The following is a 15609-nucleotide window of genomic DNA, read 5'->3' as shown; positions in this document are numbered from 1 at the left end:
GGAAGGGAGACATCCGTGCCCCACGGCAACGCGCTGCTGTACTGCGCCGCGAACGGCATCGCCAACAACACCAACGGCGTCGGCCGCCAGACCAAGACCCTCCTGGCCACCCTCGCCCACCACCACACCCGACTCGCCGCGCACACCGGCGCCTTCACCCCCTACCTCGCCGTCCCCGAACCCGGCCCCGCCACCTGGGGACACGACGAGAGCGACCTCGCCCACGCCCGAGGCGTCGTCGAAGCGCTCGGCGGCGCCGTCATCCCCCTCCCCCACGACACCACCCGCCCGATGTGGCGCCCCGCCACCTGGCGAGGCCTGTGCGACCGGGCCGCCCTCGCCGCCCGCGATCTCGCCGACCGGCACGACCACGTCCTGGCCATCGGCGCCGACACCCCCTTCGCCGGACTCGCCCACCACGGCGGCGACCGCGAGAACCTCGACGTCCTGCTCGCGCTGTTCTCCACGACCCGCATCACCGAACGCCCCCACCCCGACCCCGACCGCCTCGCCTGGGAAGAACACGCCATCGCCGCCGCCAACCACCACCCCCGTGCCTGGGTCGCGGACATCGGCACGTTCCTCACCGACCACCTGCGCCGCCACTACGGCCTCCACCCCTCCCGGCTGCGGCGATGGCCCTCCGCACTGCCCCTGAACTCCCCCGACCTCACCCCACCCACCCCGGGCGAAGCCGAACGGGTCCTGCGCGCCTTCGACATCCCCACCGGGCGGCCGATCGTCGCCGCGGTCGGCCGCACCGACCACACCAAAGGCCTCGACCTCCTCATCGAAGCCCTCGCCCCGCTGCGCGAGGACGTCCACCTGGCGATGATCGCCGTGCCCAGCGACGACGAACGCGCCGCCCTCCTGGACATCTACCGGCGTCGGTGCACGCAACTGCGGCTGCACGCCACCGTGATCGGCCGCTACGACCGCGCCCTGCCCCGCGCCCTCGCCGCGCTACCCGCAACCCGCGCCATGGCCGTGCCCAGCCGCGGCGAGACGCTGGCCAACATCGTCTTCGAGACCGCGCTGTGGGCCCGACACCACGGCGCCGTCGTCGTGGCACCCAGCATCGACGGCTTCCCCGAACAGATCACCGACGGCCACAACGGACTGCTCTACGATCCCGCCACCCCCGGCGCGCTCACCAGCGCACTGCGCCGCGCCCTCGTCCTGACCGACACCCAACGCGCCGCCCTGCGCACCGCCGCCCACCGGCGGGTGGTCGCCGAACGCTGCGCCACCGAACACCTCGCCACGCTGCTGTCCGGCTTCCGTCGACCCCGTCACGACGGGCCGGCTAGACTTGTCGACCATCCGGACACGGGTACCCGTACGCCGCGGTCACAGGCATCCACCAGCATCCGACGGAACCCGGGGACCGCGCCATGACCGTGCCGCTGCTGCTCGTCGACGGCCACAACCTGCTGCACCGCGCCTGGTTCGGCTTCGCCACCCGCATCCTCAGCCGGGACAAGACCCTCGACCGCACCGGCGTCTTCGGCTTCGCCGCCCTCCTGCGCAAGGCCCAGACGCACCACGCGAACGGCTTCGAGATCCTCGTGGTCTTCGACGCCGAGAACGGCTCCGCCGCCCGCGCCGCCCGGGACGGCGACTACAAGGCCCAACGCCCCGCGCCCGACCCCGGACTGTACGCGTCCCTCGCCCTGGTCAAGGACGGCCTCGACCACACCGGGGTCCGCTGGATCGAACACGACGGCTGCGAAGCCGACGACGTCATCGCCACCCTGACCACCCGAGCCCGCGCAGCCGGCCGACCCGTCGACGTGATGAGCACCGACAAGGACTTCGTCCAACTCCTCGCCGACCCCGGCGTGCGCCTGCTGAACACGGCACTGCGCGAAGACCTCCGCCACACCACCGCCGAGCACATCCACCCCCGCCACGGCGTCCTGGCCGCACAATGGCCCGACTACCGGGCCCTGACGGGCGACCCCGCGGACAACATCCCCGGGCTGTGCGGCGTCGGCCCCAAGACCGCCGCCCGCCTCCTGGCCGACGGACGACGCCTGGAGAACGTCCCCGCCGAGCGGATCCACCCGGCCTGGACCCAAAAGTGGGAACAGGTCCTGCTCTGGCGCGAAATGATCAGACTCGGCACCAAAGTCGACCTCCCGGACGACCTGATCACCGACCTGGCGACCCCACCACTGCCCGCGGCGGCGGTCCTCCTGGAAGAACTCGACCTGTGGTGACCCCACCCGCGGCCCCGGACTTCGACCGGGTGCCGGACCCACGCGGCCGCCGCGAGACCGTGCCCGCGCGGCACGCCAGCCGCCACACCCCACGAGGCGGCGGCCCGGTCACCGCTCCGGCCGCAACGAACACGAAAGGGCCGTCGTGACGATCGAGGCTCGGCGCAGGGCGTACGTGGCCGCGCCGTTGTTCAACGATGCCGAGAAGACGTTCAACCTCCTGCTCGACGCCCGGCTGCACACGGCCAGCCTGGACACCTACCTGCCCCAACGCGACGGCGGCGAGGGCGCCGAGATGGTCCGCCGGGGACTGGACGAGGCCACCGTCTCCCGCGAACTGTTCGACAAGGACGTCGCCGCGGTCGCCGCATGCGACCTGTTCGTGATCGTGCTCGACGGTCGCGTCCCCGACGAGGGCGCCTGCGTCGAACTGGGCCTGGCCCACGCCTGGAACAAACCCTGCTTCGGCCTACAGACCGACAGCCGCCGATTCGGCGGCACCGGCACCAACAACCTGATGATCGACCACGCGCTCGACCACGGCATCAGCCACACCCTCGACGAACTCGTGACGGCCGTGACGGTGTTCCTCGGGTCGAACACCCTCGCGCAGGGACACCGCGTGCCCGATCCGAGCGCAACCCGCTGACGCAAGGCCCCCGAACCGCGGAAACCGAAACCCATCCACGCACACGCCCGCCCGGCCTCCGCAAGGAGGATCCGGGCGGGCTCCCGTCGTGGAGGCCGTCGCCGCAGGTGTGCCGTCTCCGTGCCGGCCGTCGATCGAGAACACGCCTGCGAAACGGGCACGAGTGGCCACCTGCGCGGGCGCGCTGGCCGTCGACCTCCCGGCACGAGGGAGAACGTTCGCCACCACCGCGCCCGATCAGGACCCCGTGCCACCGTCCCTCCGCCGTGGTTCGACCGATGCCCGCGGTGGGCGCATGGAGCCGCCGGAGTGCTCGACGTGGGACCTCAGCAGGGCCGGCCCCCGATCGAAGGCGACCGGGTCCTCGGACAGGTTGACGCGCAGCAGCTGCCCGCCGGGGTACAGGCCCTCCCATGCGGCGGAGGTGCCGCCGTGGACGACGGTGGGGTTCAGCCGCAGTCCCGCTCCGCCGCACCGGGTAACCCATCGCAGGAAGTCCCCTCGAGGCGCGGCGAGTTCCGCGAACGCCGAGAAGCCCGTCGCCGCCCCCACGCCGGTGATCGGGCGCAGCGGCGACTGCGGGTCCTCGAGGGCACGGGCGTTGCGGCGAAAGCGCTCGCCCATGGCGGTGAGGTGGTCGCGGACGTCCCGGTACGTCCGCTCGTCGGGGAGGTCGGGCAGGCGGGCGCGTCGGGCACGGTCCCGCGCGGTCTCCACGAGTTCGCGGGTGCGTGCGGCGGAGGCCTCCAGGACGGGCAGCAGGGAGGTGTGGAAGAGCATGACGGTCTCCCCGATGGGGTTGCCGCTCGTGGCCATCCGCTCGAAGCGGTCCCGGGAGAGGTGCTCGAGCAGTGGCCTGTTCCTGGAGACGACCAGGGCCGCGCGAAGTCCCGGCAGGGACAGGTCCTTGGATGCCGTGACGATCAGCGCGGCCCTGCGCAGGTCGAGGCTGCGCACGCGGTCGCGGAGCATCCGCGCCGGGTGCAGCCCCTCGGCGCCGATCTGGAAGGGCACGTCGACCAGCGTGAAGTCCGGCTCGGGAAGATCCGGCAGCGTGTGGCGGGCTCCGGTGACCCCGTTGGGAAGGACCTCCACCAGGAGCGCAAGCGGCGCAGCAGTCGTCGGCGGCGTACGAGGCCACCTGAACAGCCAGGCGCGGTCGAACGTGCACAGCGTCCGATCGCGTGACGACGAGCTGTACGACGCTCCGCGCTGTGGCTACCGTTCGGTGGGCCGACTGGCGAGAACCCCTGGCCTCTACCGCCGGCGCATGACGGCGACGACAGTACGGTTGGCCATGGTGAAGCCGGCAAGGCTCCAGCCGGCCTGGTCGAGCATCTCCACGGCGCTCATGACCAGTGGGATCTGGCTGTCCGGAGTGCCGATCTTGGCAACCTGCACCACGGCGAGATGACGGTAGGGGTAGGCAGAGGTGTCGAACTTCCGGTCGACTACCTCGCGTGCGGTTACGGTCAGCGTCTGGACGGAGTCGGTACCCACGCCCGCAGGGTAGCAAGCATCTCCGCCGCGTCCGATCAAGGCTCGGCATGAACCTCGACCGTCGGTGAACCGTGCACGTCCAGCCGTACCGGGTGGGACAGGTTGACTCGGATTTGTTCCCGAGCATGTCTGCTGTCCGGGAGTTGGATGCGGATGGACGACAGGGTGAGCACCACACCGACAGCGTGGCCACGAACTCCGACTTCTCGCGCTCGGCAGGAGCGCCGTCCTGGTGCTCATTTTGAGTGGCGGTCAACAGGGATGCGGGAGACAAAGTCCCCGATGTCCGGAGTGATCGTAGTGATCTGTTGTCATGCGTCGGCTATCACCGGTGATGCGCTGCGAATGGAGCGGCCGTGAACAACATGTGGGCCGGTGGATCCGAACCGGTGTACCGCGCCGCGCGGATCGCTGCGTACCGACGAATGTGTGATGGCATCGCCCGGCATGACCTCGACTCCACGGTGTCCGTCCACACCGAGGAGAAGACGCTGCGATGGGACCTGCACAGCCGCGACGAGGTCCGCGATCGGTCACGTTCGGGACGCAAACCGGTGAGCGCGGTACCCATCGACCGCCGTGGCACGTCCTGGACTCCCTGGAAGAGGGCTGCCTTGCCGACCACTTCGAGCAGGTGGGCAGCAACCTGAATCCCGTTGCCGATCTCGGGACGATCTTCACCCTGCACACGGGCATCCCGGTGGTCGCCGAGACGTTGGGCTGGGACACCGGTTACTGACGGCTGTGAGCTGCGTCCGGTACGCCGGTCGGCCCGCCGAGCCAAGGGGGCGCCGGCCGGCGGGCCGATCAAGGCCATGGGGCGGGGTCGCTACGACTCCCGGCCGGCAAAGAGGGTGCTGAGCAGCGGTATCAGCCCTCTCACTCCCCGGTCGTGCTCGGCTCTCAGGATCGCTGCGAACTGCGAGTAGCCGGTAACCGCCCAATGCTCGTTGCGGAGCCCGCTCGGGAACATCTGGTCCATGGGCTTTCCGTAGCCGTCGAGGACGACGAATCTCACCGGGAGTTCCGGGTCGGTCTCGTGCATCCACTGGGGCCAGTAGTCACTGGTCGCGGCCTCGTGGGCCACGTCGGTTTGCCAAGGGGCGCCGGGGTTGGTCCTGTACCCCGGGGCGTGGGAGGGGGAACGGAAGCGCTTGTGCTCGACCACCACGAGTTCGCGACGATCCGGCCGGTGGACTTCGAACACGAGACCGACACCGCTGGACGGGCAGTAGGGCCACAGCACCCGGACATCGTCGGTCCGCAGCGATGGATCATGGCCGGCGAGCAGAGCGTGGCACACCGAAGGGGCAGACTCCGGATCCAGAAGGCCGGCCAGGATGAGCCCGGTGTAGGGAATTTCCTTCATGTCATAGGGCTGCTCATTGATCTCCTTCTCCCGGAGCCACGTGCGATGTGCCACGTGGTCGTCCCGCAGCCTCTGCTTCTGATCCGCCGTAGGCGCCTTGATGTCCATGGGCGGAAGGTTGTCAGCCCACTCTGACGTGAAGCGGATTCGTCGGGGGGATTGCTCAGGGATCGCCGACGGCGAGGGCAATCCGGACGGCCTGTCGAAGCCGGGCAACGCGCGGCGTCAGGAGATCAGGTCGATCGAGGTGTTGGGGTTGTGGCTACGGCAACGTGACGACTCGCCCGCGCGACATCGTCCGGTCTCCTTCGGATCATGACACCGGACTGCCGGCACGCGGACGAAGATCGGTGGCCGGCGCCGGCGTGGCGTCCCGTGGGTCGGCATCGTGCCCCGTGACGGCTGCGGACCACCCTCGAAGAGGTTGCGCCAGTCGACAGTGGGGCGTGTTCGGTTCGGGGCGCAGGCGGATGCCGAAGGTTGTTTCGACGTCGGTCACCAAGCCGGCCAGTGTGTCGGCGAATGCGGTCGCGGTGGCATTCTCCCGGGCGACGACGGTCAGTGCGCGGAGGGTCGAGCACCAGATGCCGGGGCCCAGCGGTGAGTCGGGTCGGTGTCCGAGTCGTTGGATCATCCAGCCCGCGCTGGCGCGTTCGGTGCCGTCCGAGGTGCGGTGGAGGGGTCCTCCCGCCGCGCGTACGGCTGTGGCCTGGTGCGCGGTGACGGGTGGGTTGAGGAAGACGGAGCCGACCTGGCGGGCGTCGGGGCCGTGGGCGGGCAGCAGGAGTCCGCGTGCCGCGCGGTCGGCCGCTACGCCTGCGGCGGCTTCTGCCAGTGGTGGCGTCGCCCCGAGGACGACGTCGAGGGCTTGGGCCAGGTGCCGGTAGGTGATCGGTGCGGCGTGGCTGCGTGGGGTCAGGCGCAGGGTGATGTCCAGGATGGTGAATCGGCCGGGTTGGGTCTTGAAGCGGCTGGTGCGGTAGCCGAATCGGCATTGTTCGCGGGTCAGGCGCACGGTGCGGCCGGTGTGGTGGTCGTGGGCGGTGAGCGTGGTGAGGGTGTCGGCGATCTCCTGTCCGTAGGCGCCGGCGTTTTGGACGGGCGCGGCGCCTGCGGTGCCGGGGATGCCGGTCAGGTATTCGATTCCGGAGAGGCCGTGGGCGACGGTGTGGGCGACGAGGTCGGCCAGGGGTTCGCCGGCGCGGGCGGTCACTTCGACGGTGTCGCGCGGGCCGTGGGTGGTGGTGATGCCTCGGGTGGCCATGATCACGACGACGCCGCAGTGTCCGGCGTCGGGTGCCAGGACGTTGCTGCCGCCGCCCAACACCCACGGTTGGCAGGGCAGTTCCCCGAGGAGGTCGGGCCAGGCGGTGGGGTCGGTGTGGACGAGGAGTTCGTCGGCGGGGCCGCCGAGACGCAGGGTGGTGTGGTCGGCGAGAAGGTCACCCATGGTGAACCTCCGAGGTGGTGGGGGTCAGGTGATGGTGAGGGTCTTGCGGGCGAGGGTGCGCAGTGGGGCGAGGCGGGGGCTGGGTGGGCCGTGGTAGACGGCGTTGGTGCAGATCGTGATGTAGCGGCCGATGGTGGGGGCGAGGTACAGGCTGGTGCCGGTCCAGCCGTGGTGGTACAGCATGTGGCCGTCGTCGGCGACGAGCCAGGCGAGTCCTCGGTCGAGGCCGGGTTCGACCGGGGCGTGGGGTGTGCGGGAGGTGGTGAGCCAGGTGTGGAGCGGGTGTTCGGGGTCGAGGAGGTGTTCGGCGTAGCCGGCGAGGTCGGCCGCGGTGGTGAAGGCGCCGGCGTGTCCTGCGACGCCGCCGAGGAGGGCGGCGTTGTCGTCGTGGACTCCGCCCCAGATCCGGGGTGCTCCGGCGAGACGCTGTTCCGTGGGGGCGACGTTCGGGCCGCGAGCGACGGGTCCGTATGTGGTGTGGGGCATGCCGAGGTCGGTCCACAGTTCGGTGGCGAGTTCGTGCAGCGACCGCCGGTGGACGTGGGTCAGGGCCAGGCCGAGGAGGATGAAGCCGCGGTTGAGGTAGCGGTGGCGGCCCGGGGGTTCGTCGAGGGGTTCGCGGCACAGGAGTTCGGCCAGCGGGGTGGGGTTGCCGCGGTAGCGGTCGAGGCGGGTCTCGGCGCGCAGTCCGCTGGTGTGGGTCAGGAGTCGGCGGATGGTGGCGTCGGCGCCGGGGGCGTCGCCGGCGATCGGGGCGAGGTGGGTGTCGATGGGGGTGTCGAGGTCGAGGAGTCCGGTGTCGAGGGCTCGGCCGATCAGCGGCCAGGTGGCGATCACCTTGGTCAGGGACGCGGCGTCGTAGGCGGTGTGTTCGGTGGGTGGGGCGTCGCCGCACTCGGGTGCGACGACGCCTGCGGTGATGGTGTGCCGCTGCCCGGTCGACGTGCCGCAGACGACGATGCCGCCGGGGCTGCCCCCTGTGGTGACGAGGGCGTCGTGCAGGGCTTGGACGTCGGTGCGTGCGAACGGCGTCGGACTCATGGGTGGGGGTTCTCCGGGGTGGTGAGGATGGCGTGGGCTCCGAGCGCGGCGAGGGTCGGCAGGAGGCGCTGGTAGCCGCGTCGGAGGTGGTACATGCCGCGGATCGTAGACGTTCCGTTGGCCGTCAGGGCGGCAATGAGGTAGGCGGTGGCGGCGCGGATGTCTTCGCCGTGCACGTCGGCGGGGTGGAGTCGAGCGGGTCCGCGAACGCGGATCTGGGGGCCGTCGGTGGCGATGTCGGCGCCGAATGCGCGGAGGCCGGCGACGTGGGTGTCGCGGCGGGGGTAGATCGTCTCGGTGATCGTGGAGGTGCCGCGGGATTGGGTGAGCATGGCGGTGAGTTGGGGTTGGGTATCGGTGGGCAGCCCCGGGTGTGGGCCCGTGCTCGCGGCGATCGGGAAGAGCCGGTCGGGGGCCGGGACGGCGACGGCGTGGTGCAGGTCGGCCAGGGTCACCCCTGCGTCGGTCAAAAGCGTGGTCAGCCCGGTGGGCAGGTCGGCCAGGGTGATGCCGTCGAGGAGGACGTGGCCGCTTGTGGCGGCGCAGGCCATCGCCCAGGTGGCGGCCTCGATCCGGTCGCCGGGGATGGTGTGTGCCCCGCCGGTGAGGTGGTCGGTGCCGGTGACGTGCAGTCCGTCGTCGGCCCAGTGGATGCCCGCGCCGGCGGCGGCGAGGAACGTGGCGGTGTTGACGACTTCGGGTTCGATGCTCGGGTGGGTGATCAGGCTGCTCCCGGGCGCGCGGGCGGCGAGCAGCAGTGCGGTGACGGTGGCGCCCATGCTCGGGCCGTAGGGGGTGTTCACGTCGACACGGAACGGGCGCGGCCCGTGCGGGCCGAGGTGGGCGCGGATGGTGTGGCCGTCGTCGATGATGGTGGCGCCGGCCTCGGTCATCGCGGCGAGATGGCGGTCGATCAGGCGGAGGCAGAACGCGTCCCCGCCGGGCCGGGGCATGCTCACGTGGCCGGCGCGGGCCAGGACGGCGGCGCCCAGGATGGTGGTGATGCGGACACGGCCGCCCAGTGTGGGGTGGGTCTCGGGGATCGGGCGGTCGGTCGGGGTGACGTGGAACTCGTGGTCGGTGTGGTCGGCTTCGGCGCCGGTGTGGCGCAGGATCGCGGCGCATACGTCGGTGTCGACGATGGCGGGGGTGTTGCGCAGGACGGTGGGGCCGTCGCAGGCCAGGGCTGCGGCGTAGAGGTGGAGGGCGATGTTCTTGCTGCCCTGGATGGTGGCGGTGCCGGTGAGGGGCGTGCCGCCGGTGATCCGCAGACTGTCCGTGGCCCCGGTTGTCGTGGTGGTGGGGTGTGTGGTGGTCACGGGGGTCACCTGATTCGGGCGCCGCGCGGCAGGACGCCGCCGACGTGGTTGCGGGGGAGGATCACGGTGCCGGGGCCGATGAGGGTGGCGGGGCTGAGGACGGTTGCGGCGGGGAGGGCAACGCCGTCGCCGATCACCGCGCCGAACTTCGTGTGGCCGGTGGTGATGCGCTCGCCGTCGAGGACGAGGGTGATCTCGTCGGTGGCGGGTTCGGTCACCGGGCCGGTGACGCGCATGCCGGTGGTGGTGCAGAACGCGCCGACGTTGACTTTGTGGCCCAGGATCGAGTCGCCGACGAACGCCTGATGCACCATCAGCACTCGGCCGGCCAGGAGGCTGCGGGTGATCTCCGCGCCGCCCGCGATCCGGCAACCCGGTCCAATCACGGTGTGGTCGCGGATCACCGCACCGGACCCGATCACGGCGCCGGCGCAGATCAGCACGGGTCCCACGATCGTGGCGCCGGCCTCGATCCTTGCCCCGTCCTCGATGCGGACGGCTCCGGTCAGGCGCGCGTCGGGGTGGACGTCGGCGATGGTGGCGGTGAGGCGGGCCAGGTCGGCGGCGATGGCCGGCTCCCTCGCAACCGGCGTCGCAACCTGCGGCACGGTGGCCCTGGGCCTGGTCGCACTGCGCCAGGCCACCGCCGCCTCGCGAGAGGCGGCGATGAGCGGCTCCCCGGTCGGATACCTCCTGCGCGCCGAACACGCCCTCCAACCCGTCTCCCTCCTCGAGCGCTTCCCGCGCGCACTGGCCCGAATCTCGGGTTCCGCCCTGTAGACCGTCGAGGATCGAGCAGCCGACGCGGCAACCGACCCGGGCCGACAACCCGGAGCCCGACATCTCCCGGTCCGGGCGAGAACGCGGCGCAGGTGCCACCGGCGACACCGCCGGTCGGCGACGACCGCGATCGCCCGACGGGCAAGTCCGGTGCCGCCAACACGGCGAGCAGACACTTCACCTCGATCGGCTCGAGTGACAGGATCCCTCGATGCGGACATCCCCGATACGTTTGGACGAGGACGTGCGCCGCGTGCTGCGCCGGGACCGATGGCCCATCGTGATCGTCGGCGTGATCACGGGCCTCGCCACCGCGACCCGGTTCGGGGCACGAAGCGACCTCCCCGCGCATCTGGTGTTCGTCCTGATCGCCCCGGTCCTGGTGGTGTGCGACGTGAGGCTCATGCGCCTGCCCGACGCGTTCACCCTCCCCGGATACCCGCTGCTGGCCGTGTTGTTGGCGATCCCCCTCGACGCGAACGCCTACCTGCGGGCGCTGCTCGCGATGACCACGACACTGGCCGGCCACCTCCTCCTGGCGCTCCCCCGTGGCGGCATGGGCATGGGCGACGTGAAGGTCGCGGGCCTGGTCGGATTGATCCTGGGGTGGTCGTCCTGGGGCGCGCTCGCCCGGGCCCTCGTCCTCGCGTACCTGTGCGCGGCGCTGTACCTCCTCGGCCGCAGAGCAGTGGCACGAGCCGCGAGCGGGACGGCGATCGCGTTCGGGCCGTTCCTGTTGGGCGCGGCAACGACCGTCATCGTGCTCACCGGGCACTGAACAACCGAACACCCGGAGCCGGCGGACCACGATTCGCACCCGGCTCGTTCCGTGCCCTCGCGCGGTGGTTCTTCGCCGTTCGTGAGTCACGACGGCCCGTCACGGACTAACGTGCCCGGCACCAGGGACATGGGGGTGGCGGATGGGGCCGATCGACGATGCTCGAAGGCGGGAGCACGAGATCGAACAGATCAAGTTCGCGGAAGAGCGGGAGCGCCTCAGACTCTCGGGCATCGACTCGCGCCGGGGAGTTCGGATGACTCCCGAGCTCGCCACCTTCGTGGCCGACGTGGCCGGGCGGCTGCCCACACGGAAGCTCGTATCACTGTTCCTGCACATCGACACTCGCAAGGAGAAGGCCGGCCTGTTCGGCCGCAAGACACAGTTGGTGCGAGTCTTCGAGGAGGTCGGCAAGGGCTGGGAACTGGCGATGTTCGCACCGGAGACCGGCTACAGCGAACACAGCCTCGTATTGTCTGCGGATGGGCGTCTGTTCGAGGCACGCAGGGTCGACGCCGCATTTCACCGCGGCATCCCCAAGGGAGGCGGGCTGACGTTGGTCCCGACGAGCGAGGACGTCATCGCTCTGACCCCGGATCTGCAATCGCTGTTCTTGGACTACCTGGACTCGCGAACCGCCACCCGAACACAAGACCCCTGCCGACCTCCCGGTTAACCCCTGGATCGAACAGGTGCGCCGGGCCTTGACCCGCGCCCGCAAACGCCGACGGCGCCCGACCCGCCACGCTTCTCTTTCACCGGAGCGTGGACCCTCCCCCGTGAAGCCCTCGGCCACGTCGGCCTGTTGCTCACCGCCGACGACGAACAGTCACGCTTCTCCGATTCAGCGGTCGACGCCGCCGAGGACGGGGTCGGTGCTGGCCAGGGCCGCCACGACGTCTGCGATCAGGCCGCCTTCGATCATCGCGGCGACGGCTTGGAGGTTGGCGAACGACGGGTCGCGCAGGTGTACGCGGTACGGTCGCGGTCCGCCGGTGGAGACCAGGTGGCAGCCCAGTTCGCCGCGCGGGGATTCCACGGCCGTGTACGACTGGCCGGGCGGGACCGGGAAGCCCTCGGTGACCAGCCGGAAGTGGTGGATCAGGGACTCCATCGAGGTACCCATGATCGTACGGATGTACTCGGCCGAATTGCCGAGCCCGTCCGGCCCCAGGGCGAGCTGGGCGGGCCAGGCGATCTTCTTGTCCTCGACCATCACCGGCCCTGGCTCGAGGCGGTCCAGGCACTGCTCGACGATGCGGAGCGACTGCTTCATCTCGGCGATCCGGAGCCGGTAGCGGTCGTACGCGTCGCAGCCGTCCAGCGTCGGCACGTCGAACTCGTAGTCCTGGTACCCGCTGTACGGCTGGGTCTTACGCAGATCGTGCGGGAGCCCGGTGGCCCGCAGGATCGGACCCGTGACACCCAGCGCCATGCAGCCGGTCAGGTCCAGGTAGCCGATCCCGACGGTCCGCGACCGGAAGATCGTGTTGTCGTCGAGCAGTTGCTCGTACTCGTGGATCCGCCCGGGCAACACGTCCAGCAGTTCGCGCACGCTCGCTTCGGCGCCGGGCGGTAGGTCCTGGGCCAGGCCGCCCGGTCGGACGTACCCGTGGTTCATCCGCAGCCCGGTGACCGCCTCGAACACGTCGAGCACCAGTTCGCGGTCGCGGAACCCGAACGTCATCACGGTGAGCGCGCCCAGTTCCATGCCGCCGGTGGCGATGGCGACCAGGTGCGAGGAGATCCGGTTGAGTTCCATGAGCATGACGCGGAGCACGCGGGCGCGTTCGGGGACCTGGTCCCCGTCGGGGCCGGTCAGTCCCAGGAGTCGTTCCACGCCGAGGCAGTAGACGACCTCGTTGAACACCGGCATCAGGTAGTCGGCGCGCGTCAGGAACATGACGGCCTGCGTCCAGTTGCGGTACTCGCAGTTCTTCTCGATGCCGGTGTGCAGGTAGCCGATGCCCAGTCGTGCCTCGACGACGCGCTCGGCGTCGAGTTCCAGAATCAGCCGCAGCACGCCGTGTGTGGACGGGTGCTGGGGGCCGAGGTTGACGACGATGCGCTCCTCGGGCGCCGTCCCCATCTCGGCGACGGCCTCGGTCAGCTCCTGCCCGGAGTCGACGAAGACTTCGCGGGGGGCGCTGCCTGCCTGTTCTCCGGTCATGTCGGGCCTCCGTCGCGGCGGGCGGCCAGTGCCGGGATGACGCCGCCGGCCAGCACGTTCTCGCGCTGGCGCGCCGAGAGCCGGTGGGTGACTTGGTAGTCCTCGTCCTTGTCGGCGTTGTGGACGACCAGCCGCGGTTCCGCATCGCCGGCGAGCGCGGCGTGCAGGTCCGCCAGATGCAGCCGGTCGCCCTGTTCGATGCGGTGGTAGTCCGCCGGGTCGGTGAACTCCAGGGCCAGGACGCCGAAGTTGGCGAGGTTCTGCCAGTGGATGCGGGCGTACGACTTGGCGATGATCGCGCGCAGTCCGAGCAGCCTCGGGGTGATGGCGGCGTGTTCGCGGGACGATCCCTGCCCGTAGTTGTCGCCCGCGACGATCAGGTGCGGTCCGGCCCGGCGCGCGCGCCCGGGGTAGTCGGGGTCGATGCGGGTGAGCGTGAAGTCGGCGAGCCTGGGCAGGTTGGAGCGGTACGGTAGGGCCTTGGCGCCGGCCGGGGAGATCTCGTCGGTGGACACGTCATCGCCGACCTTCAGCAGTACCGGGCCGTCCCATTCCCGGGGGAGCGGGTCGAGTTCGGGGAGTGCCGAGATGTTCGGGCCGCGGACCAGCTCGACGCCGCGGGACTCGTCGGGCGACAGGGGTGGTTCGAGCATCCCGGTGTTGACCGCCGCCTGTTCGGGCAGGTCGAGGCGCGGTGCGTCGATGCCCTCGCGGAGCGCCCAGGCGCGCGGGTCGGTGAGGTGGCCGACGAGCGCGGAGGCCGCCGCGGTCTCCGGCGAGCACAGCCAGACCGCGTCGTCGGCGGTGCCGGAGCGGCCCGGGAAGTTGCGCGGGAAGGTCCGCAGGGAGTTCTGTCCGACGGCGGGCGCCTGCCCCATGCCGATACAGCCGAGGCAGCCGGCCTGGTGGATGCGCGCGCCGGCCGCGATCAGGTCGAACGTCGCACCCATGCGGGTCAGGTCCTGGAGGATCTCCCGCGACGTCGGGTTGACATCGAAGCTGACCTCGCCGGACGTCTGGCGGCCCTTCACCATGGCCGCGGCGACCGCGAAGTCGCGCAGGCCCGGGTTCGCGGAGGAGCCGATGACGACCTGGCCGACCGGGATCCCGGCGGCATCCCGTACGGGCACCACGTTTCCCGGCGAGGTGGGCTTGGCGACCAGCGGCTCGAGGGAAGCGAGGTCGATGTCCTCGGTCAGGTCGAACCGGGAGTCCGGGTCGGCGGCGAGCGGGGTGTAGTCGTCCTCGCGGTGTTCGGCGCGCAGGAACGCGAGGACCGCTTCGTCCGCGGGGAACACGCTGGCGGTGGCGCCGAGTTCGGCGCCCATGTTGGCGATGACATGCCGGTCCATCGCGGACAGCTGTGCGAGTCCGGGGCCGTGGTATTCGAGGATGCGGCCGACGCCGCCTTTGACGCCGTGGCGGCGCAGCAGTTCGAGGATGACGTCCTTGGCGCTCACCCAGTCGGGGAGTTCACCGTCGAGCCGGATGCCCCAGATCTCGGGCATGCGCACGTACAGCGGCTCACCGGCCATGGCCAGGGCGACATCGAGGCCGCCGGTGCCGATCGCGAGCATGCCGAGCGCGCCGGCCGCACACGTGTGCGAGTCGGAGCCGATCAGCGTCTTGCCCGGGATGCCGAAGCGCTGCATGTGGGTGGGGTGGGAGACGCCGTTTCCGGGCTTGGAGTACCAGAGGCCGAATCGCCGGGCGGCGGAGCGCAGGAAAGCGTGGTCCTCGGCGTTCCGCTCGTCGGCCTGCAGGATGTTGTGGTCGACGTACTGGACGCTCAGCTCGGTGCGGACCCGGTCCAGGCCCAGGGCTTCGAGTTCCTGCATGACCAGGGTGCCGGTGGCGTCCTGGGTGAGGGTCTGGTCGACGCGCAGGGCGATCTCCTCGCCCGTGACCATCCGGCCTCCGACCAGGTGCGCGGCGATGAGCTGCTGCACGACGGTGAACGGACCGACCAGATCCTGTGGGGGAACGGTCACACCATGCACCTCCTCGGCCTGCGCACGATCGTGTCGTCTACTCCGGCGTCTGCCCGGTTCGGACGCTTCATACGCCCACTCGGGCCCCGGGCGGCGCTGTCCGGTCCGCGGTTGCGCCGGCCGTAGCCGGTTCGAGAGTCTGCCGGAGCCGGATGTCGGCGAGCGCGGTGTGCGGGTCGCATTCTTCGGCGAGGTCGCCGAGCGAGATGAATGCGACGGGCCGGTCGTCCCGGATGACCGGCAGACGCCGCACCGTGTGGGTGCGCATGAGGCCGGTGTGGGCCGTGGTGGAGGAGTCACAGCGCACGGTGTGGTCGTTCGCGCTGTTCTAGCATGTGGG

The 15609-nt window shown here is 70.8% G+C and carries 16 protein-coding genes and 1 pseudogene; 7 read left to right on the top strand and 10 right to left on the bottom strand.

The features are described 5' to 3' along the window. Positions 1–15 precede the first annotated feature (15 nt). From OG948_RS59015 to OG948_RS59005, 3 genes are all read left to right on the top strand, one after another. The gene (locus OG948_RS59015) at positions 16–1398 is read left to right on the top strand and encodes a glycosyltransferase family 4 protein (RefSeq protein ID WP_331773290.1); all 1383 of its coding nucleotides are present in this window, start codon (positions 16–18) and stop codon (positions 1396–1398) included. Next, positions 1395–2222 (top strand): 5'-3' exonuclease H3TH domain-containing protein, encoded by an 828-nt coding sequence (locus tag OG948_RS59010; protein ID WP_331773289.1) that lies wholly within the window; start codon positions 1395–1397, stop codon positions 2220–2222. The genes OG948_RS59015 and OG948_RS59010 overlap by 4 nt, the downstream gene beginning before the upstream one ends. A 145-nt stretch (positions 2223–2367) precedes the next feature. After that, the gene (locus OG948_RS59005) at positions 2368–2871 is read left to right on the top strand and encodes a nucleoside 2-deoxyribosyltransferase (protein WP_331773288.1); all 504 of its coding nucleotides are present in this window, start codon (positions 2368–2370) and stop codon (positions 2869–2871) included. Between the two features lie 237 nt (positions 2872–3108). Here OG948_RS59005 and OG948_RS59000 read toward each other — a convergent pair whose 3' ends face one another. After that, the gene (locus tag OG948_RS59000; RefSeq protein ID WP_331773287.1) at positions 3109–3966 is read right to left on the bottom strand and encodes a hypothetical protein; all 858 of its coding nucleotides are present in this window, start codon (positions 3964–3966) and stop codon (positions 3109–3111) included. Between the two features lie 162 nt (positions 3967–4128). Further along, positions 4129–4371: a hypothetical protein gene (locus tag OG948_RS58995; protein ID WP_331773286.1), complete on the bottom strand. Its 243-nt coding sequence runs from the start codon at positions 4369–4371 to the stop codon at positions 4129–4131. 496 nt (positions 4372–4867) lie between these two features. On the opposite strand from OG948_RS58995, the gene OG948_RS58990 reads away from it, so the two are divergent. After that, a complete protein-coding gene (locus OG948_RS58990; protein WP_331773285.1) occupies positions 4868–5110 on the top strand; it encodes a hypothetical protein in 243 nt (80 codons plus the stop codon). Positions 5111–5200: 90 nt separating this feature from the next. Here the strand turns inward: OG948_RS58990 and OG948_RS58985 are convergent, their stop codons facing one another. The 5 genes from OG948_RS58985 to OG948_RS58965 form a co-directional block, all read right to left on the bottom strand. Beyond that, entirely contained in the window at positions 5201–5848 is a 648-nt protein-coding gene (locus OG948_RS58985) for a hypothetical protein (protein ID WP_331773284.1), read from the bottom strand. Between the two features lie 205 nt (positions 5849–6053). After that, positions 6054–7190, bottom strand: a complete 1137-nt coding sequence (locus tag OG948_RS58980) for a UDP-N-acetylmuramate dehydrogenase (protein ID WP_331773283.1) — start codon at positions 7188–7190, stop codon at positions 6054–6056. Between the two features lie 24 nt (positions 7191–7214). Beyond that, on the bottom strand, positions 7215–8231 hold the full coding sequence (locus OG948_RS58975; RefSeq protein ID WP_331773282.1) for a serine hydrolase domain-containing protein: 1017 nt from the start codon (positions 8229–8231) through the stop codon (positions 7215–7217). Beyond that, the gene (locus OG948_RS58970; protein WP_331773281.1) at positions 8228–9550 is read right to left on the bottom strand and encodes a UDP-N-acetylglucosamine 1-carboxyvinyltransferase; all 1323 of its coding nucleotides are present in this window, start codon (positions 9548–9550) and stop codon (positions 8228–8230) included. The genes OG948_RS58975 and OG948_RS58970 overlap by 4 nt, the downstream gene beginning before the upstream one ends. A gap of 5 nt (positions 9551–9555) precedes the next feature. Next, positions 9556–10158: a hypothetical protein gene (locus OG948_RS58965; protein ID WP_406300855.1), complete on the bottom strand. Its 603-nt coding sequence runs from the start codon at positions 10156–10158 to the stop codon at positions 9556–9558. A gap of 1 nt (position 10159) precedes the next feature. Here OG948_RS58965 and OG948_RS58960 point away from each other — a divergent pair, with 1 nt between their 5' ends. The 3 genes from OG948_RS58960 (at position 10160) to OG948_RS58950 (ending at position 11784) form a co-directional block, all read left to right on the top strand. Beyond that, positions 10160–10330, top strand: coding sequence for a hypothetical protein (locus OG948_RS58960; RefSeq protein ID WP_406300854.1), 171 nt, complete (start codon positions 10160–10162; stop codon positions 10328–10330). 211 nt (positions 10331–10541) lie between these two features. Next, complete coding sequence (locus tag OG948_RS58955; RefSeq protein ID WP_331773279.1) at positions 10542–11108, top strand: A24 family peptidase; 567 nt, start codon at positions 10542–10544, stop codon at positions 11106–11108. Positions 11109–11364: 256 nt separating this feature from the next. After that, complete coding sequence (locus OG948_RS58950; RefSeq protein WP_331773278.1) at positions 11365–11784, top strand: hypothetical protein; 420 nt, start codon at positions 11365–11367, stop codon at positions 11782–11784. Positions 11785–11952: 168 nt separating this feature from the next. On the opposite strand, the pseudogene OG948_RS58945 reads toward OG948_RS58950, so the two are convergent. The 3 genes and pseudogenes from OG948_RS58945 to OG948_RS58935 form a co-directional block, all read right to left on the bottom strand. After that, positions 11953–13185: pseudogene (locus tag OG948_RS58945) on the bottom strand (NADH-quinone oxidoreductase subunit D); the annotation flags it as partial. An 89-nt stretch (positions 13186–13274) separates the two neighbouring features. After that, positions 13275–15269, bottom strand: a complete 1995-nt coding sequence (locus tag OG948_RS58940; protein ID WP_331773276.1) for an aconitate hydratase — start codon at positions 15267–15269, stop codon at positions 13275–13277. Positions 15270–15336: 67 nt separating this feature from the next. Then, the gene (locus OG948_RS58935; protein ID WP_406300853.1) at positions 15337–15537 is read right to left on the bottom strand and encodes a hypothetical protein; all 201 of its coding nucleotides are present in this window, start codon (positions 15535–15537) and stop codon (positions 15337–15339) included. Positions 15538–15609 lie beyond the last annotated feature (72 nt).

It is taken from the genome of Embleya sp. NBC_00888, from assembly GCF_045207655.1.
Taxonomy (GTDB): Bacteria; Actinomycetota; Actinomycetes; order Streptomycetales; family Streptomycetaceae; genus Embleya.
The sequence above is the reverse complement of the archived record's forward strand: the minus strand, read 5'-3'. Positions and strand labels throughout refer to the sequence as shown.